Here is a 16,804-nt window from a genome sequence, read left to right as displayed (position 1 = left end):
CTCAGCCGACGTACGCCGTCTCCTTCGCCTCCCGGGTGGGAGAGAACGCCAGCGCGATCCCTTGGGCGACCGCCCCCGCGATGCCCACCCACAGCGCGGACCGGTAGCTCACCCCGTCCGCCAGCAAGCCCCCGACCGGCGCTCCCACCGCCACCATCCCCCAGTTGAACGAGCGGATGGTGGCGTTCATCCTTCCCCTCAGCCGGTCCGGGGTCGCCGACTGGCGGTAGGCCATCTCCACCGGGGACTCCACGGAGATCGCGAAGGAGACGGCGAAGAAGGCGAGGCAGACGGCCGGGAGGGCCCAACTCCCCTGCTGGGCCAGGGGGATCGGGAGCCAGCCGACGGCGGCCACGAGACGGAAGGCGACCAGCGTCGGTCCTATGTCGAGCCGTCGCGCGACCCTGCCGGACACCGCGCCGCCCAGCACCGACCCGACCGCGGCGCACGCGTACTCCCCCGCTGCCTGAAAGGCGTGGGGGACCCCCATCCCCCAACCCGAAGCCTCCGACGCGGAGTTCACGCAGCGCGAAGACCACGAACACCGTCGACACCATGGAGTTGAACAGCAGCATCGCGTGTGAGGTGAGCGCGATGGGCGCGAGGGTCCGGTGCCGGTAGACCCATCGGACGCCCTCCTTCAACTCCCCCGCCAGACCGCGCCGTTCACTCTTCTCGGGAACGGGGTCGGTGGCTTTGAGCGTGGCGAGGAGGAGGCCGGACACGACGTAACTGGCCGCGTCCACCAGGACGGCGAGCGGCGCGCCCAGCCACCGCACCAGCGCCCCGGCGATCAGCGGCCCCGCCGATCCGGCGACCGCGGACGCCTGCTCGGTGCGCGCGTACGCGGAGTTGAGCCGCGCCTCGGGGACGAGGCGGGGCACGAAGGACTGGCTCGCCGCGTCGAACAGCAGACTCAGGACGCCGGACGCGAAGACGATCACGCACAGGGTCGTGAGGGTCAGCAGGTCGAGGCCGTACAGCACGGGTACCAGCGCCAGCACGGCGCCGCGCGCCAAGTCCGCGCCCACCATGACGGGTTTGCGCCGCCACCTGTCCACCAGGAACCCGGCCACCAGCCCGAACAGCAGATACGGCAGCCACCGGACGGCGTTGACGACCCCCACCTCGGTGGCGCTGGCGCTCAGGGTGACGGCCACGAGGATCCGGAGGGCGAGCCCGGTGATCTGGGAGCCGAAGGCGGAGACGGCGAAGGCGGTCCAGAAGCGGGGGTATCCGGGGGTGTCGATCAGTCTCGGCATGATCGGGACGTACCCGGGCGCGGGGTTTCTCAAGAACCGGCGGCTCCCACGATCCGTTCGACCGCCGCCGTCACCAACGCCTCCCGCTCCTGCTCGCCGAACACGTCCGGCAGGGTGAGCTGTTCGACGATCAGCCAGTTGAGCGTGAGGATCAGGAGTTTGACGGCGGTCGCGTCGCCGGGGAGGCCGGAGGCCTCGTGGTAGGCGATGTTCGCGTCGACGTCCGCGCGGACGCGGTCCGTGAGGAGGGCGCGCAGGGCCGGGCGGCGGGTGGCTTCGAGGCGGAGTTCGAGGAGGGCCAGGTAGCCGGTGCGGAAGGAGGAGACACGGGTGACCAGTTCGCGCATCAGGGCGGCGTACGTCTCGCGGTCCCTGCCGGCCTCGCGCTGGCGCGTGATCGTCGCCTCGTCCGGCTGGAGGCGTTGGTAGACGCGGGCTCCGGACTGGATGAGGAGGTCGTCGCGGTTGAGGAAGTAGTTGGAGGTCGTGCCGGGGGGTACGGCGGCCTCCTTGTCGACCGCGCGGAAGGTGAGCCCGCGTGCGCCTTCCCTCGCGAGGACCTCCAGCGCGGCGTCTATGAGGGCGACGCGCCGTTCGTCGTTCCGTCTCGCCATTGACACCACTCCATGTGTAGTACTAACTTCGTCCAGCACCAGAAACCACTACACCCAGAGTACTACGACTGGAGTTGACCAGCTTGCGCAAGCTCTCGTACTACGTCGGTCTCAGCCTCGACGGCCGGATCGCCGGACCCGGCGGCGAGTACGACTTCTACCCCTTCGGCGACGCCGAGCAGGCCGCCGCGTACACCTCAGGTACCAACGCCCTGTACCCCGACACGGTCCCCACGGCGCTGCGCGAGAGCGCGGGCCTCACCGGCGTACCCAACAAGCGCTACGACACGGTCCTGATGGGCCTCGGGACCTACCGGCCGGCCCTGGACGCCGGGATCACGAGCCCGTACGCCCATCTGCGGCAGTACGTCGTCTCCAGCACCCTGGACCCGGCCGCGTACCCGGACGTCACCGTCGTGCCGGGTGAACCCCTGGCTCTCGTACGGGAGTTGAAGCAGGAGGAGACGGGGTTGGACATCTGGCTGTGCGGGGGCGGGAAGCTCGCCGGGCAGCTGCTGCCGGAGATCGACGAGCTGGTGATCAAGAGCTATCCGGTGGTCGCCGGGGCGGGTGTCCCGGCGTTCGAGGGGGCCTTCGACCCGACCGTGTTCACGGCGGCGGAGCGGACGGCGTTCACGAACGGGGTAACTCTCACGCGGTACGTGCGCGGGTAGTACCCGCCGTCGGCGGGCTGTCGGTCGTCTGTCGGTGCTTTGTCGGTACCCCCTGTCAGGGTGGGGGACATGAAGCGAACCGACATCAACCTCAACGGCGGGGGAAGCGCCGTCACCGTACGGGGGCTGGTCAAGCACTACGGCGAGACCAAGGCGCTGGACGGGGTCGATCTGGAGGTCAGGGAAGGAACCGTGCGGGGCGTCCTGGGGCCGAACGGCGCCGGGAAGACCACCCTCGTGCGGATCCTCTCCACGCTGCTGCGGCCCGACGCGGGGGACGCGACGGTCGCCGGGTACGACGTGCTCCGCCAGCCCCGGCAGCTGCGCCGGGTGATAGGTCTCACCGGGCAGTACGCGTCCGTGGACGAGAAGCTGCCCGGCTGGGAGAACCTGTACCTGATCGGGCGCCTGCTCGACCTGTCCCGCAAGGACGCCCGCGCGCGGGCGGACGAGCTGCTGGAGCGTTTCTCGCTCACCGAGGCCGCCAGGCGCCCGGCGAAGACCTACTCCGGCGGGATGCGCCGCCGCCTCGACCTCGCCGCCTCGATGATCGGCTCCCCGGCGGTCCTGTTCCTCGACGAGCCGACGACGGGCCTCGACCCGCGCACCCGCAACGAGGTGTGGGACGAGGTGAAGCGGATGGTCGGCGACGGCGTCACCGTCCTGCTCACCACCCAGTACATGGAGGAGGCCGAGCAGTTGGCGTCCGAGCTGACCGTCGTCGACCGGGGCAAGGTCGTCGCGGAGGGCCGGGTGGACGAGCTGAAGGCGAAGGTCGGCGGCCGGACCCTGCGCGTGAAGCCCCTGGAGTCCGCCGAGTTGGACCCGCTCGCGCGGATGCTCGACGACCTCGGCATCACCGGCCTCGCGCAGACGACGGTCGACGCGCAGAGCGGCACGCTGCTGGTGCCGATCCTCAGCGACGAGCAACTCACCGCCGTCGTCGGCGCGGTGACCGCGCGCGGCATCACCATCTCGTCCATCGCCACCGAACTCCCCAGCCTGGACGAGGTGTTCCTGTCGCTCACCGGCCACCGCGCCAGTGCCGCCCAGGACGCCACGCCCGCCGAACCCCGCGAGGAGGTCGCCGTATGAGCGCCGCCACCGTTCAACTCACCGACGACCGCATCCCGCTGAGGTCCCACCTGCGGCACACGGGCGCCCTGATCCGCCGCAACCTGCTGTGGATACGCCAGGACCCGGAGTCGATGGCCGACGCGCTGCTGATGCCGGTGATCTTCACCCTGCTGTTCGTGTACGTCTTCGGCGGCTCGATCGGCCAGGCCCTCGGCGGCGGCCAGGACCAGTACGTGCAGTACGTCATCCCCGGCATGATCGCGATGATGTCGATGACGCTCTCGCAGGGCGTCGGCACGGGCTTCAGCCAGGACTTCAACTCCGGTGTCATGGACCGCTTCCGGTCGCTGCCGATCGGCCGGGGCTCGGTGCTCTTCGCGAAGATCGCCGTCGAACTGGTCCGTATGCTGTTCGCGACGGCCGTCCTGATGATCGTCGCGGTGCTGGTCGGCTTCGACATCACCAGCTGGGGCGGGCTGCTGGCCGCCGTGGGTCTGGCGACCGTGTTCGCCTCGTCGATCATGTGGGTGTTCCTCACCCTCGGCGTGATCATGAAGAACGCGCAGTCCGTGCAGGCGATGGGCTTCCTGGTGCTGTTCCCGCTCCAGTTCGGCTCCTCGATCTTCACGCCGACCGGCGACATGCCGGGCTGGCTCCAGAAGTTCACCGAGTACAACCCGCTGTCCACGCTCGCCGACGCGGCGCGCGGGCTGATGGTCGGCGGCCCGGTCGCGCACGACCTGTGGATCACGCTCGGCTGGTCGGCGGCGATCACCGCCGTCATGGCACCGGTCGCGATCCACAAGTTCCGCACGAAGACCTGAGGTTGACGGCATGTCAGACCAGGGCGGCGGCCTCCTCGTAACCGAGGCCGCCGCCCTCGGCGTACGCCGACTCGTAGGCCGCGTCCCCGAGTTGGCGTCGTGCCTGCGCCTCCGCCTCCGCGCGCTGCCTGCGCTCCTGGCGCAGCGCGATGTGGCCCGGCGGGAGCATCGCGTCGCCGGCGCCCAGGCAGCGGGCCGCGTCCAGCGCGCGGGCCCGGTCGCCTTCGCAGGACATGATGTACGCGGCCGTACCGAGGTACAGGGCGCGCATGTGCGGCGCGATGACCATCGACAGCGGCGCGGCGGAGGCGGTCAGGGCCCGCCGTACGGTGATCAGGGCCCGGTCGACGTGGCCGTCCTGGGCGTCCAGCCAGGCCTCGACGCCGTCGATGAACGCCTCGAAGACCATGAACTGGGCCAGCGCGAAGTCCTGGCGCAGTTGCCGGAGTTGGTCGCGGGCCTCGTCCCGGCGGCCGGTCTCGCCGAGCCAGGAGGCGAGGAAGAGGCGGGCGGCCGGGCGGGCCTCGTTGACGTAGCCCTCGGCGTCGGTGATGGCCTCCCGGAGGATCGCCTCGCCCTGCGCGCTCTCGGCGGGGTCGCCGCCCTCCATGAGGACGTTCGCGAACCGCACCCGCAGGATCGTCAACTGGGCGCGGGCGCCCAGGTTCTCGGCGTGCACCATCGCCTCGCGGTAGTCGGCGGCGGCCTTCTCGTGCAGGCCGAGGCGCTCGTACGCCTCCGCGCGCGCCGACAGGGACTCGGCGGCGCCCCAGGAGTCGCCGTACCGGCGGAAGATGTCCAGCGCCTCGTCCGCGTCGCGGGCGCCGTCCCCGGCCCAGTCGCTGCGGTTGGCGAGGAAGTTGCCGCGCAGCTGGAGGCAGAACGCCAAGTCCCACTCCAGCGCCGGGTGTTCACGGCAGATCCGGATGTTGGCGTCCAGGATCTCGCGGACCATCGGCATGTCGCCGCTCAGCATCACGGCGTAGAACGCGTGCAGGCCCGGGATCCAGCAGAGCTGGGGCAGGCCGGGGCGGTAGCTGTCCTTGATGAGGGCCAGCTTGCGCTCCGCCTCCGGGGTCTGCCAGAGCTCCAGCTCCGTATCCATGTAGGCGAGGTGGGTGAGGTGCGTGCCGCGTCTCGCCTCGGCGAGGAACTCGCCGGTGAACGGCGGGGGCAGGGCCGAGACCCGCTGCCACACCGGCTCGGCGGGCCGCGGTTCGGGGCCCGCGAAGGGGTCCGGGGCCAGCTCCATCACCTCCTTGAACCAGTTCCTGGCCTCGATGCGCATGTCGCGCATCTGCCAGTACCAGAGCAGGCAGTGGGCGAGGCTCAGCGCCTCCTGTTCGTCGGAGGTGTCGACGGCTCTGCGCAGCGCCGTGCGCAGGTTCTCGTACTCCGCCTGGAACCGTTGGATCGCCGTGACCTGCCGCGCGCCGCGCAGCAACGGCTCGGTGGTGCGGGCAAGTTCGCGGTAGTACGTCAGGTGCGCGCGCTCCGCCTCGGGGCGGCGGCCCGACTCCGTGAGGCGTTCGCCCGCGTACTCCGCGACCGTCTCCAGGAGGCGGTAGCGCATCGCGCCGTCCGGTGAAGGGGCCGCCACGACGAGGGACTTGTCCACGAGGGAGGCCAGCGCGTCCAGGGCCGCCGGGCCGCAGACCGACTCCGCGGCGGGGAGGTCGCAGCCGCCCGCGAAGACCGACAGGCGGCCCAGGACGTCCCGTTCGTCCTCGTCCAGCAGGTCCCACGACCAGTCGACGACCGCCCGCAGCGTCTGCTGGCGGGGCAGGACCGTGCGGCTTCCCGAGGTGAGGAGGCGGAAGCGGTCGTCGAGGCGGTCGGCTATCTGACGGGGCGTCAAGATCCTCAGCCTGGCCGCCGCGAGCTCGATCGCCAGGGGGAGGCCGTCCAGTCTGCGGCAGATCTCCGCGCAGGCGTCCGGGTCGTCGGCGGTGCGGAAGCCCGGGCGGGCCGCGGCGCCCCGGTCCCGCAGCAGGCGCAACGCCACCGGTTCCGGGAGGGGTTCCACCGGGCGCAGCAACTCGCCCGGTACGCCCAGGGGTTCGCGGCTCGTCGCCAGGATCGTCAACTCCGGGCAGCGGGCGAGGAGTTCCTCCGCGAGGTGGGCCGCCGCCTCGACGACGTGCTCGCAGTTGTCCAGGATGATCAGCATCCGGCGCCGCGAACAGTGGTCCACGAGCCGCTCGACCGGGTCGTCGTGCCGCTCCCCCACCGCGCGGAACTCCTCCGCGCCGGCGCCGTACAGGACCGTCTCCCGGGCGCCGACCGCCGTGACCACGGCCTGGGGTACGGCGGTCGGGTCGGACACGGGGGCGAGCTCTGCGAGCCACACGCCGTCCCTGGCCGCCACCGTCTCGGCGGCCTCCTGCGAGAGCCGGGTCTTCCCGGCGCCGCCGGGGCCGAGGAGGGTGACGAGGCGGGCGGCGGCCAGGTCGGTGCGGATGGCCTCGATGTCGGCCTCACGGCCCACGAAGGAGGTCAGCCGGGCACGGAGGTTGCCGGGCGGGGGCGGCTGGTGGTCGCCGGGGGCGGCGGAGGGGACGGGGTGGGGGGTGGGGACTCGGTGGCCGGGGGGTGCCGGGGGCACGAGGTGGTCGGGGGTACCGGGGTAGGTCTCAGGGACCAGGTGGCCGGGAGAGGCTGGGGGGACGAGAGGCGTCGAGGTAGTACCCGGGTAGGCCGGAGGGACTACGTGACCGGGAGAGGTCGGGGGGACGGGAGCGCCGGGGCTACCCGGGTAGCCCTCAGGGACTACGTGACCGGGATGCCCCGAAGGCTCGGGAGCGGCGCCGGGCGTCTCAGGACTGCCAGACGCCCCACCACTGCCCGACACCCCAGCACCGCCCGGCGTCCCCGCACTGCCCGGCGCCCCCGCGCCGCCCGGCGTCCCCGCACCACCCAGCGTCCCCGCACCGCCCGGCGTTCCGGGGCGGCCCGGCATCCCCGCGCCCCCCTGCCCCCCAGGCCCGGACAAGGTCCCGCTGTGCGCCCCCGTCGCCCAGCCCCCCGCGCCGTCCCGCCCCGTCGCCGCAGCCCGCCGCACGGCGTCGCCGGGGTTCAGCAACTCCATGTGCAGGGACCGGAGTTCAGCACCGGGGTCCGTCCCCAGGCGGTCTGCCAGGACGCCCCGTACCTCGTCGTAGGCGGCCAGCGCCTCCGCCGTGCGGCCCGCGTCGCGCAGTGCGCGCAGGCGGAGGGCCTGGAGGGGTTCGTCGAGGGGATGCGTGTCGCACAGGGCGGTCAGTTCCGGGAGGATCTGTTCGGCCTGGCCGAGGGAGAGTGCCGCGGCGTGGCGGGCGCGGACCGCGTCGAGGCGGTGCACCTCCCAGCGGGCCGCTTCCGCCGAGCGGTCGGGGAGGTCGGCGAGGGCGGGGCCCCGCCACAGGGCGAGGGCGTCTTCGAGGAGGACGGCCGCCTTCGCGGGGTCGCCGTCGGCGAGGGCGCGGATGCCGTCGCCGGTGAGGCGTTCGAAGCGGTACACGTCGACGTCGTCGGAGTTCACGGCGAGCCGGTAACCGCCGTCCACGGAGACGATCGCCCCCGCGCCCAGCGTCCTGCGCAGCCTCCCGACCAGCGCCTGCAACGCGCCCTGCGCGTCCGCCGGGGGCTCCCCCGCCCACACCTCCTCCACCAGCGACCCCACGGACACCGTCCGCCCCGCCCGCAACACCAACACCGTCAACAACGCACGCAACCGCGCCCCGCCCACCGCCAACACGGTGCCGTCGGGACGCAGAACCTGAGTGGAGCCGAGGACGCAGTAACGCACGGGTTCCATTGTCCTTGTGGACGCCCCCGACGCGCCTCCGGGTTTCGCAAGCTTCAGATCCTCTGGAACTCGGAGGAGTCGAGCACGAGCACCCGCCCGGCGACGGGAATCCCGATCCGCTCCCCGAAGAAACCGCTCTCGGCATGCCGGTACTCCCCCTCGGCGGGCCGCGTCAGCAGGGTCCACCGGGCGGCGCGGACGTCGACGACGAGGTACGCGGGAATGCCGCGCCGGGCATAGTGATCCGGCGAGGTGGTGTGCTCCTGCCCTCCCTCGGGCGACGCGACCTCGACCACGAACGGCAGCAGCGACTCGCCGACCTCGCTCTCCCCCGCCCGCACCCGCCCCAGCGGAAGCGCCCCCGCATCGGGCTCCGGCGTACACCCCTCCCGTGACGGAACCACCGCGAAGCCCCCCACCGGCGTCCAGCCGGGCAGCCGCGCCTCGATCTGGTTCGCGATACGCCGCGCGGTCGTCCGGTGGGCGTGGGTGACCGGGACGACGGTCAGCCCCCGGCGCGTCAGCCTCAGCCGCGCGTTCCTGGGGACCCGCACGCTGTCCATGGCATCCGCGACCCACTCGAAGTCCATGACCCCACCCTGACAGGAACCCCGCCCACCCCCGGACCGTTTGTCGCACATCACCTGTACGGTCTACGCGTACATCCCGCCCGACCCAGGAGCCCGCCCCCATGACCAGCACCACCTCCCGCCACAGCGACCGGCGGATCAGCCCGGTCTTCCTGGGCATCCTCGCCGTCACGGCGGTCACCGGGTGGGCCACCTGGACGGGGTTCGCGGAGACCCCCGGGGTCGCGGTGTTCCTGTTCGTGACCGCCGCGTGGATCGTGTCGCTGTGTCTGCACGAGTACGCGCACGCTCGGACGGCGTTGCACGGCGGGGACATCACGGTCGGCGCCAAGGGGTACCTCACGCTGAATCCGCTGAAGTACACGCACGCGCTGCTCAGCATCGTCCTCCCCGTGATCTTCGTGATCATGGGCGGGATCGGGCTGCCCGGCGGCGCGGTGTTCATCGAGCGCGACCGCATCCGGGGGCGCTGGAAGCACAGTCTGATCTCGGCGGCGGGGCCCCTGACGAACGTCCTGTTCGCCGTCGTGTGCACCGCGCCCTTCTGGCTGGACGCCCTCGACGGTGTGCCGGCGGGCTTCCGGTTCGCGCTGGCGTTCCTCGCGCTCCTCCAGGTGACGGCCGCGCTGCTGAACTTCCTGCCGGTGCCGGGGCTCGACGGGTACGGCGTGATCGAGCCCTGGCTGCCGTACAGCGTGAAGCGCCAGGTGGAGCCGTTCGCGCCGTTCGGCCTGCTGTTCGTGTTCGCGGTGCTGTGGGTCCCGTCGATCAACAACGGCTTCTTCGACGTGATCGACGCGATCCTGCGCAGCCTGGGGATCAACGACGTCTCGACGTACTGCGGTCAGGAGCTGTACCGCTTCTGGCAGGGCGAGAACGAGTTCTGCTCGGTCAACTAGCCTTCGCGCGCCGCCAGTAGTACCAGGTCATGTTGGACGACACGCCCGCGATCAGCACCCACACGACCCCCAGGAAACTCCCCTGGACGAACGAGACGACGGCCGCCGCCACCGCGAGCAGGCAGACGACGAGGGCGTAGAGGGCGAGGCGGGGCATGGCCATGGGCTCCTGATCGGGGGACACCGGGGTACGACGACGACCAGTGTCCCCCATCGGCTCAGACGTCCGTGACCCGCAGCCCGGCGTGCGCCTTGTACCGCCGGTTGACGGAGATCAGGTTGGCGACGAGCGACTCCACCTGATGCGCGTTGCGCAGCCGCCCCGCGAAGACGCCCCGCATGCCGGGGATGCGCCCGGCGAGCGCCTGCACGATCTCGACGTCGGCCCGCGCCTCCCCGAGCACCATGACGTCCGTGTCGATCTCCGCGATCTCCCGGTCCATGAGCAGCACGGCGGAGAGGTGGTGGAACGCGGCGGCGACCCGCGAGTCCGGCAGCAGCGCGGCGGCCTGCTCGGCGGCGCTGCCCTCCTCCGGCTTCAGCGCGTAGGCGCCCTTCTTGTCGAACCCGAGCGGGTTGACGCAGTCGACGACGAGCTTCCCGGCGAGTTCCTCGCGCAGGGACTCCAGCGTCTTGCCGTGCCCGTCCCACGGCACCGCGACGATGACGACGTCGCTGCGGCGCGCGGTCTCCGCGTTGTCCGCGCCCTCGACGCCGTGCCCCAGCTCGGCCGCCGCCTCCTGCGCGCGCTCGGCGGCCCGCGAGCCGATGATCACCTTCTGCCCGGCCTTCGCGAGCCGGTACGCGAGCCCCTTGCCCTGCGGCCCGGTCCCGCCCAGCACGCCGACGACCAGTCCGGATACGTCGGGGAGGTCCCAGGGGTCCTTGGGGGCGGGCTTGTCTGCACTGTCCGTAGAGGTCATGGGCCGACCTTACGTCGGCGCCGCCCCCGCCCCCTTCCCGGACGGGTGAATACCCGTAGTACCCAGGACCGACCCCCGCCCCCTGCGGCAGGCTGCGCCCCATGGACGCCGTACGTGTCGCCTTGCTGCGTGAAGTGCTCGCCGGGACCCAGTGGCTGACCTCGACGCGGAGGTTCGCGCAGGTGTTACGCGGCTCGGTGGTGACGCACGGGGGCGGGCTGCTCCTCGTCGGCACCCCGGAGTACGAGCCGTGGCACCTCGCCGCGCACCTCGTCGACGAGGCCGCCTGGTCCGGTACGCCCGAGCTGGCGCCGACCCTCGTACGGCACGGCGCGCGCCCGTCCGACCCCGCGCACCTGGCGGTCGGCCCCGGCAGGATCGAGGCCGCCCGGCGCGGCGAGACGCTCCTGGTGGTGGCCCCGACGGAACCGGCCGCGCTCCTCGAACGCGTCCACACGGCGCGGCGGGCCGGGGCGACGGTCCTCGCGCTCGGGCAGGGCGGCGGCGAGCTGGGCGCGATGGCCCACGAGACGCTGGACGTCCGGGAGGGCGCGGAGCTGGACCTGGACACGGTCCAGCACCTGGTGAGCGCGGGCGCCGGCGAGCAGGCGGTCGTGCAGCAACGGGGCCGTAAACGGTTTCTGGACCGTCTCTCCCGGGCGGCGGAGGCGCTGACGGCTCCACCGCCACCAGCGTGGTGAAAACCGTTTGCCGCACCGCCTCACCCCCACCGACCATGTCCCTTCGTGACTCCCGCCGCTCTCCTCCCCGACCTGCGCCCCTGGCACGCCTCCCGTGACTTCCGGCTGCTGTGGCTGTCGGGGCTGGTCTCGGCGTTCGGGAGTTTCCTGACGTTCGTCGCGCTGCCGGTGCAGGTGAAGGAGCTGACGGGGTCGGCGGCGGCCGTGGGCGCGATCGGGGCGGCCGAGCTGGTGCCGCTGGTGGTGTTCGGGCTGTACGGGGGTGCGCTGGCCGACGCGGTCGACAAGCGGACGCTGATCGTGTGGACGGAGGCCGGTCAGGGCGTGCTGAGCGCGGGTCTGCTGGTCAACGCGCTGCTGCCGACGCCGCGGGTCTGGCCGCTGTACGTGATCGCCGCGCTGACGGCCGCCCTGACGTCGATCCAGCGGCCCGCGCTGGACTCCCTGTGGCCCCGGATCGTCGCCCACGAGCACCTCCCGGCCGCCGCGGCGCTGAGTTCGCTGCGCCGCACGATCGGCGGGGTCGCGGGCCCCGCGCTGGCGGGGGTCGTCGTGGCGTACGCGGGGCTGGGCTGGGCGTACGGCGCGGACCTGGTGACGTTCGTGGTGTCGGTGCTGCTGATGGCGGGCGTCGCGGCGTCCCCGGCGTCGCACGAGGCGGTACGACCCTCCCTCGCCGCGATCAGGGAGGGCGCCCGGTACGCGTGGGGCCGCGAGGACCTGCTGGGTACGTACGCCGTCGACCTCGCGGCGATGTTCTTCGCGATGCCGCTGGCGCTGCTGCCGTTCCTGGCGGACGAGTTGGGGGCACCGTGGGCGCTGGGGCATGGGGGTCCCCCCACGCCTTTCGGGCAGTGGGGGAGTATGCGGCGTTGCCGCTCGGGTCGCTGCTGGTGAGCCTGACGAGCGGCTGGACCTCGCGGGTGCACCGGCACGGGCGGGTCGTCGTGCTGATGGCCGCGCTGTTCGGGGTGGCCGTCGCGGGCGCGGGGCTCGTGCACGACGTGTGGCTGGTGCTGCTCCTGCTGACCGTCGCCGGCGGGGTCGACATGGTCAGCGGGATCTTCCGCTCGGCGATCTGGAACCAGACGGTCCCCGACGAGCTGCGTGGCCGCCTCGCCGGGATCGAGCTCCTGTCGTACTCGGCGGGCCCGACCCTCGGCCAGGTCCGCTCGGGTTCGTTCGCCGCGTGGTTCGGGATCCGTACGTCGATGTGGTCGGGCGGGGTGCTGTGCGTGGGCGCGGTGGGGGTGCTCGCGCTGTGCCTGCCGGCGCTGATGCGGTACGACGCGCGGACGGACGTGCACGCGCTGCGGGTGCGGGATCAGCGGGCGGCGGCGAAAGCGGCGTAACCGGTTTCAGTCGCTGTTGCTCGCCTCGTCGCCCTTCCCCGCGCCGTCGTTCCACCGCGCGTCGTTCTCCCACTCCAGGTTGCGTTCGCGGGCGGTCTCCATCGCGTGTTCCGCTTCCTTGCGGGTGGGGTAGGGGCCGAAGCGGTCCTTGCCGGGGCAGTCGGGGCCTTCCTCGACCTTCTTGTGTTCCAGGCAGTAGAACCATTCGCCGGGCCTGCCGGCGGTGCGCTTCTTGAAGAGGGCCATCACGGGGCTCCTTTCACCACGGACATGGTCCCCCATCCCCGCTCGTTAGACTCGTCGTCATGTCAGGCCAGTCGCTGCTCGTACCAGGGGAGCTGTCTCCCACCCGCCCCGTCCCCGGAAACATCCGGCGCCCCGAGTACGTCGGCAAGCCCGCGCCGACGCCGTACACCGGTCCGGAGGTGCAGACACCGGAGACGGTCGAGGCGATGCGCCTGGCCGGCCGGATCGCGGCGCGGGCGATGGAGGAGGCGGCGAAGCACATCGCACCGGGCGTGACGACCGACCTCCTCGACAAGGTGGCGCACGACTACATGTGCGACCACGGCGCGTACCCCTCGACGCTGGGTTACCGGGGCTTCCCGAAGTCGCTGTGCACCAGCGTCAACGAGGTCATCTGCCACGGCATCCCGGACTCGACGGTGCTGCGCGACGGCGACATCGTGAACCTGGACGTGACGGCGTACATCGGCGGCGTGCACGGCGACAACAACGCGACGTACCTGGTCGGCGAGGTGGACGAGGAGTCGCGGCTGCTGGTGGAGCGGACGCGGGAGTCGTTGAACCGGGCGATCAAGGCCGTCCGTCCGGGCCGGCAGATCAACATCATCGGCCGGGTGATCGAGTCGTACGCGAAGCGGTTCGGGTACGGGGTCGTGCGGGACTTCACCGGGCACGGCATCAACTCGTCGTTCCACTCGGGGCTGATCATCCCGCACTACGACAGTCCGCACGCGACGACGGTGATCCAGCCGGGGATGACGTTCACGATCGAGCCGATGCTGACGCTGGGGACGCACGAGTACGACCTGTGGGACGACGGCTGGACGGTCGTCACGAAGGACCGCAGGCGGACGGCGCAGTTCGAGCACACGCTGGTGGTGACGGAGACCGGCGCGGAGATCCTGACCCTGCCGTAGCGGTCTCCCGGACCCGGCCTCCTCTGTCGGGGCCGGGTTTTTCTCTGTACGCTTTTACCGACACCGTGTCGGCAAGTTTCCCGACGGGGCGTCGACAAAGCTATTGACTCAGGTAAGCCTTACCTAACAATATGTGGGCCATGGACTCCTTCTCGACCGTCATCCGCACCGCGTCCCACGAGCAGCACGTGGAGGCCGAGACCTCGACGTTCATGTCCGACCTGCTGGGCGGACGCCTGGGCATCGACGCGTACGCCCGCTACACCGAGCAACTCTGGTTCGTGTACGAGGCGTTGGAGGCGGGCGCGGACCGGCTGGCGTCCGACCCGGTCGCCGGACCCTTCATCCGGCCGGAGCTGCTGCGGCTTCGCGCGCTGGAGCGCGACCTCGCGCATCTGCGAGGGCCGCGGTGGCGTACGGGACTGTCGGCGCTGCCGGCGACCCGGGCCTACGCGGACCGAGTCCGGGAGTGCGCGGCCCAGTGGCCCGGCGGGTACGTCGCCCACCACTACACCCGGTACCTCGGCGACCTCTCCGGCGGCCAGATCATCCGCGACAGGGCCGAGCGGACGTGGGGGTTCGAGCGGAAGGGGGACGGGGTGCGGTTCTACGTCTTCGAGGGGCTCGGGAGTCCGACGGCGTTCAAGCGGGGGTACCGGGAACTGCTGGACGCGCTGCCGGCCGACGAGCTGGAGAAGCAGCGGATCGTCGGCGAGTGCAAGCGGGCGTTCGCGCTGAACACGGGGGTGTTCCGGGGGCTCGGGGAGGAGTTCGCGGCGAGCGCGTGAGGGCGGATCAGAGCCAGGGTTCGTCGGCGGGGTCGTCGGGGGTGACGCTTATGATCACGACGGCTTCCGGAGGCGGCTTCGGCAGGTACACGTACGCCACCGCCAGACCCGGCATCCCCTCCCGGGGTTCGATCTTGGTCTTGTAGACCTCCTGCCGCCCGTCGGCGCCCACATGACGGAGGACGCCGAGCCTCGGAGCGGCCTCCAGCTCCTTCAACAGACCCTCGATCGCCAGGCGGGCGGCCGGGCCGAGCAGCTCCAGCCGGTGCGCCGCCACCTCCGACACGACGGCCACCACGTGACTCAACCCAGCTCGCCCTTCTTGATCTTCGCGGCGAGTTCGAGGCCCTCTTGGAGCGCGTCCTCGAATCCGGGGTCCGAGTAGATGCGGATGCGCCCCCGGTAGTCGACGATCACCGCCGCGACCGTACTGAGGTCGGTCTCCGTGGACGCCTCCAGTGCGCGAACGAGGTCGGCCTCGAAATCCTCCCTGTCCCCGGGAAAACCGCGCCCCTCGCGCAGAGCGGCCCGGATGTCACCGATCGTCCTCAACGGCACAGGGGAATGCTCCCCGCCGGCCGATTCGGCGTGTTGCGCACCCATGGACTCTCCTCACTCCCGGCAGGCGGTCACCCCCATTATCCCGCCCTTCTCCCGATCACGGACCGGTTCCTCGCTTGTCATCTCGTACGACGGCGGGTCAGCGTTCCAGGAGGACGCGGCCCCCGATCTCCACCCAGCCGTACGGCTGCGGGGCGGTGAGGATCTGGGAGCCCGCGCCCTGCGTGATGTTCAGCGCGCGGCCCAGTTGGTCGGTGAGGAGGATCGCCGCCGCGCCGGTCGCCTCGTCCTCGTCGATGCCGTCGCCGCGGCCGGGGAAGGCGCGTGCGCGGACGCGGCCGGCGGCCTCGTCGAGCCACGCCCAGGCGTAGATCCACTCGCCGGGCGGGGGAATCGGCAGATCGTCCACCTCGGCGGCGCTGCGGTACTGGCGGAGGGTCCTGGGCGGCGCCCACTCCGCGCGGGCCTCTATCCAGCTGAACTCGCCGTCCAGCCGGGCACCGACCTCACCGGCCGGGGTCACCAGCTCGGGGACGTCGAGGAGCCAGGCGGTCCCCACACAGGGGTGGCCGGCGAAGGGGAGGCGGAGAGTGGGCGTGTAGATGTCGATGACCCCGCGCTCGGGGTCGTCCACGAACACGGTCTCGCTGAACCCGAGTTTGGCGGCGAGCTCCTGCCGCTCCACACGCTCGGGTATCCGCGAACCGTCGCGGATCACCCCGAGTTCGTTGCCATACCCTCCGCCGGGCGCACAAAAAACGCGGAGGACGTCGTAATCAGTCACCCGGAAATTGAAACACCGCCCGGGCAGCCTCCCGATCCCAGGCCGCCGCTCCACCGGGGAGGGGCCAGGAGCGGGTACGGGCGACGTCGTACGGGAGAGCCGCGAGGGCGTGGGCGAGGTGGGCGTCCCGGTGGGGTCGAGGGGTCAAGTCGCCCTGATTTTCCCGCCCATGACTCTCCGTCATTTCCGCCGCATCTCTCCGCCAGTCCTCCTCGTCCGGCACCCTCACCAGCACCACGCACGGCGGCGTTCCCCCCTCCTCCAGCGCCGCGACCGCCCTGTCGTGGCCGTCCAGCAGGAGCCAGCCGTCGAACGCGGTGACCCACCAGAGGAGCACCGGGGGAAGGGCACCCTCCCGGACGCGCTTCCTGTACGCCTTCACGCGGGGCGCGTTCGGCGGAGAGAGGGGGCGGAGGGGGACGATGCCGTGCCAGCCGCGAGCGGACCAGTCGAGGTGGGCGGCGGGCCAGGTGCGGACGAGGTCGGGGGCGCGCCAGACGTAGGGCGGGAATGCGGTGCGGGCGTGGAGGTGCCAACGGGAGGGGTGGAGGGGGGTGTTCGGGGAGTCCTCCAGCCATCTTGCGTACTGGTGGGGCCAGTTGGGGTGGTGCGCTGCGGGGATCGGGGGGAGGGGGGAGGTGTAGCCCTCGAAGCGGGTCAAGTGGACACCCTGGTTGGCCTGTTCGACCTTCGCCAAGAGGATCTCGGTGGGCTCTTGGCATGGGGGTAGTTTGGGGCATCGAGGTGGATTGATTAGGTGAGGCTAACCTAATATTTGGGGGTCGGAATCTGCTGGGGAGGGTGT

General features: G+C 71.7%; 17 protein-coding genes and 2 pseudogenes. 8 read left to right on the top strand and 11 right to left on the bottom strand.

Annotated elements, in window-relative coordinates; genetic code table 11:
- Nucleotide 1 precedes the first annotated feature (1 nt).
- Both PV682_RS06460 and PV682_RS06455 read right to left on the bottom strand, forming a co-directional pair.
- Nucleotides 2–1,262: pseudogene (locus PV682_RS06460) on the bottom strand (MFS transporter).
- Between the two features lie 29 nt (nt 1,263–1,291).
- Nucleotides 1,292–1,876: a TetR/AcrR family transcriptional regulator gene (locus tag PV682_RS06455; RefSeq protein WP_319724938.1), complete on the bottom strand. Its 585-nt coding sequence runs from the start codon at nt 1,874–1,876 to the stop codon at nt 1,292–1,294.
- Between the two features lie 83 nt (nt 1,877–1,959).
- On the opposite strand from PV682_RS06455, the gene PV682_RS06450 reads away from it, so the two are divergent.
- From PV682_RS06450 to PV682_RS06440, 3 genes are all read left to right on the top strand, one after another.
- Nucleotides 1,960–2,550: a dihydrofolate reductase family protein gene (locus PV682_RS06450; RefSeq protein ID WP_319724936.1), complete on the top strand. Its 591-nt coding sequence runs from the start codon at nt 1,960–1,962 to the stop codon at nt 2,548–2,550.
- Between the two features lie 69 nt (nt 2,551–2,619).
- Nucleotides 2,620–3,645, top strand: coding sequence for an ATP-binding cassette domain-containing protein (locus PV682_RS06445; RefSeq protein ID WP_319724934.1), 1,026 nt, complete (start codon nt 2,620–2,622; stop codon nt 3,643–3,645).
- Nucleotides 3,642–4,451: an ABC transporter permease gene (locus PV682_RS06440; protein WP_319724932.1), complete on the top strand. Its 810-nt coding sequence runs from the start codon at nt 3,642–3,644 to the stop codon at nt 4,449–4,451. The genes PV682_RS06445 and PV682_RS06440 overlap by 4 nt, the downstream gene beginning before the upstream one ends.
- A gap of 13 nt (nt 4,452–4,464) precedes the next feature.
- On the opposite strand, the gene PV682_RS06435 is transcribed toward PV682_RS06440, so the two are convergent.
- Nucleotides 4,465–8,247, bottom strand: a complete 3,783-nt coding sequence (locus PV682_RS06435; protein WP_319724931.1) for a BTAD domain-containing putative transcriptional regulator — start codon at nt 8,245–8,247, stop codon at nt 4,465–4,467.
- Between the two features lie 44 nt (nt 8,248–8,291).
- A complete protein-coding gene (locus PV682_RS06430; RefSeq protein ID WP_319724929.1) occupies nt 8,292–8,828 on the bottom strand; it encodes a Uma2 family endonuclease in 537 nt (178 codons plus the stop codon).
- Between the two features lie 101 nt (nt 8,829–8,929).
- Here PV682_RS06430 and PV682_RS06425 point away from each other — a divergent pair, with 101 nt between their 5' ends.
- On the top strand, nt 8,930–9,727 hold the full coding sequence (locus PV682_RS06425) for a site-2 protease family protein (protein WP_319724927.1): 798 nt from the start codon (nt 8,930–8,932) through the stop codon (nt 9,725–9,727).
- Here the strand turns inward: PV682_RS06425 and PV682_RS06420 are convergent.
- Together PV682_RS06420 and npdG are read right to left on the bottom strand one after the other, a co-directional pair.
- Nucleotides 9,720–9,941 (bottom strand): hypothetical protein, encoded by a 222-nt coding sequence (locus PV682_RS06420; protein ID WP_193555499.1) that lies wholly within the window; start codon nt 9,939–9,941, stop codon nt 9,720–9,722. The genes PV682_RS06425 and PV682_RS06420 overlap by 8 nt on opposite strands.
- 4 nt (nt 9,942–9,945) lie before the next feature.
- Nucleotides 9,946–10,650 carry an NADPH-dependent F420 reductase gene (npdG, locus tag PV682_RS06415; protein ID WP_055722552.1) on the bottom strand — a complete coding sequence of 235 codons (705 nt, stop codon included), beginning with the start codon at nt 10,648–10,650 and terminating at the stop codon, nt 9,946–9,948.
- Nucleotides 10,651–10,751: 101 nt separating this feature from the next.
- Between npdG and PV682_RS06410 the strand changes: the two genes are divergently transcribed.
- Together PV682_RS06410 and PV682_RS06405 are read left to right on the top strand one after the other, a co-directional pair.
- A complete protein-coding gene (locus tag PV682_RS06410; protein ID WP_319724921.1) occupies nt 10,752–11,351 on the top strand; it encodes a hypothetical protein in 600 nt (199 codons plus the stop codon).
- Between the two features lie 45 nt (nt 11,352–11,396).
- Nucleotides 11,397–12,703, top strand: a pseudogene (locus tag PV682_RS06405) (MFS transporter).
- A gap of 6 nt (nt 12,704–12,709) precedes the next feature.
- Here PV682_RS06405 and PV682_RS06400 read toward each other — a convergent pair.
- On the bottom strand, nt 12,710–12,949 hold the full coding sequence (locus tag PV682_RS06400; protein WP_319724919.1) for a hypothetical protein: 240 nt from the start codon (nt 12,947–12,949) through the stop codon (nt 12,710–12,712).
- Between the two features lie 59 nt (nt 12,950–13,008).
- Here PV682_RS06400 and map point away from each other — a divergent pair, with 59 nt between their 5' ends.
- Both map and PV682_RS06390 read left to right on the top strand, forming a co-directional pair.
- On the top strand, nt 13,009–13,866 hold the full coding sequence (map, locus tag PV682_RS06395; protein WP_319724917.1) for a type I methionyl aminopeptidase: 858 nt from the start codon (nt 13,009–13,011) through the stop codon (nt 13,864–13,866).
- A gap of 140 nt (nt 13,867–14,006) precedes the next feature.
- Nucleotides 14,007–14,654, top strand: a complete 648-nt coding sequence (locus PV682_RS06390; protein WP_319724915.1) for a biliverdin-producing heme oxygenase — start codon at nt 14,007–14,009, stop codon at nt 14,652–14,654.
- Nucleotides 14,655–14,661: 7 nt separating this feature from the next.
- Here the strand turns inward: PV682_RS06390 and PV682_RS06385 are convergent, their stop codons facing one another.
- The 4 genes from PV682_RS06385 to PV682_RS06370 form a co-directional block, all read right to left on the bottom strand.
- The gene (locus PV682_RS06385) at nt 14,662–14,949 is read right to left on the bottom strand and encodes a hypothetical protein (RefSeq protein WP_319724914.1); all 288 of its coding nucleotides are present in this window, start codon (nt 14,947–14,949) and stop codon (nt 14,662–14,664) included.
- An 8-nt stretch (nt 14,950–14,957) separates the two neighbouring features.
- Nucleotides 14,958–15,257 carry a DUF6247 family protein gene (locus PV682_RS06380; protein ID WP_319724913.1) on the bottom strand — a complete coding sequence of 100 codons (300 nt, stop codon included), beginning with the start codon at nt 15,255–15,257 and terminating at the stop codon, nt 14,958–14,960.
- A 97-nt stretch (nt 15,258–15,354) separates the two neighbouring features.
- On the bottom strand, nt 15,355–15,999 hold the full coding sequence (locus PV682_RS06375) for a PhzF family phenazine biosynthesis protein (protein ID WP_319724911.1): 645 nt from the start codon (nt 15,997–15,999) through the stop codon (nt 15,355–15,357).
- On the bottom strand, nt 15,992–16,696 hold the full coding sequence (locus PV682_RS06370) for a hypothetical protein (protein WP_319724909.1): 705 nt from the start codon (nt 16,694–16,696) through the stop codon (nt 15,992–15,994). The genes PV682_RS06375 and PV682_RS06370 overlap by 8 nt, the downstream gene beginning before the upstream one ends.
- Nucleotides 16,697–16,804: the final 108 nt, after the last annotated feature.

The organism is Streptomyces niveiscabiei, assembly GCF_033794345.1.
Lineage (GTDB): Bacteria > Actinomycetota > Actinomycetes > Streptomycetales > Streptomycetaceae > Streptomyces > Streptomyces niveiscabiei.
This window is presented reverse-complemented; position numbering and strand designations above follow the sequence as displayed.

Coding starts and splice junctions, on each gene's coding strand:
- PV682_RS06455 (WP_319724938.1), bottom strand. CDS start 1,876: ATGGCGAGACGGAACGACGAACGGCGCGTCGCCCTCATAGACGCCGCG.
- PV682_RS06445 (WP_319724934.1), top strand. CDS start 2,620: ATGAAGCGAACCGACATCAACCTCAACGGCGGGGGAAGCGCCGTCACC.
- PV682_RS06440 (WP_319724932.1), top strand. CDS start 3,642: ATGAGCGCCGCCACCGTTCAACTCACCGACGACCGCATCCCGCTGAGG.
- PV682_RS06435 (WP_319724931.1), bottom strand. CDS start 8,247: ATGGAACCCGTGCGTTACTGCGTCCTCGGCTCCACTCAGGTTCTGCGT.
- PV682_RS06430 (WP_319724929.1), bottom strand. CDS start 8,828: ATGGACTTCGAGTGGGTCGCGGATGCCATGGACAGCGTGCGGGTCCCC.
- PV682_RS06425 (WP_319724927.1), top strand. CDS start 8,930: ATGACCAGCACCACCTCCCGCCACAGCGACCGGCGGATCAGCCCGGTC.
- PV682_RS06420 (WP_193555499.1), bottom strand. CDS start 9,941: ATGGGGGACACTGGTCGTCGTCGTACCCCGGTGTCCCCCGATCAGGAG.
- npdG (WP_055722552.1), bottom strand. CDS start 10,650: ATGACCTCTACGGACAGTGCAGACAAGCCCGCCCCCAAGGACCCCTGG.
- PV682_RS06410 (WP_319724921.1), top strand. CDS start 10,752: ATGGACGCCGTACGTGTCGCCTTGCTGCGTGAAGTGCTCGCCGGGACC.
- PV682_RS06400 (WP_319724919.1), bottom strand. CDS start 12,949: ATGGCCCTCTTCAAGAAGCGCACCGCCGGCAGGCCCGGCGAATGGTTC.
- map (WP_319724917.1), top strand. CDS start 13,009: ATGTCAGGCCAGTCGCTGCTCGTACCAGGGGAGCTGTCTCCCACCCGC.
- PV682_RS06390 (WP_319724915.1), top strand. CDS start 14,007: ATGGACTCCTTCTCGACCGTCATCCGCACCGCGTCCCACGAGCAGCAC.
- PV682_RS06380 (WP_319724913.1), bottom strand. CDS start 15,257: ATGGGTGCGCAACACGCCGAATCGGCCGGCGGGGAGCATTCCCCTGTG.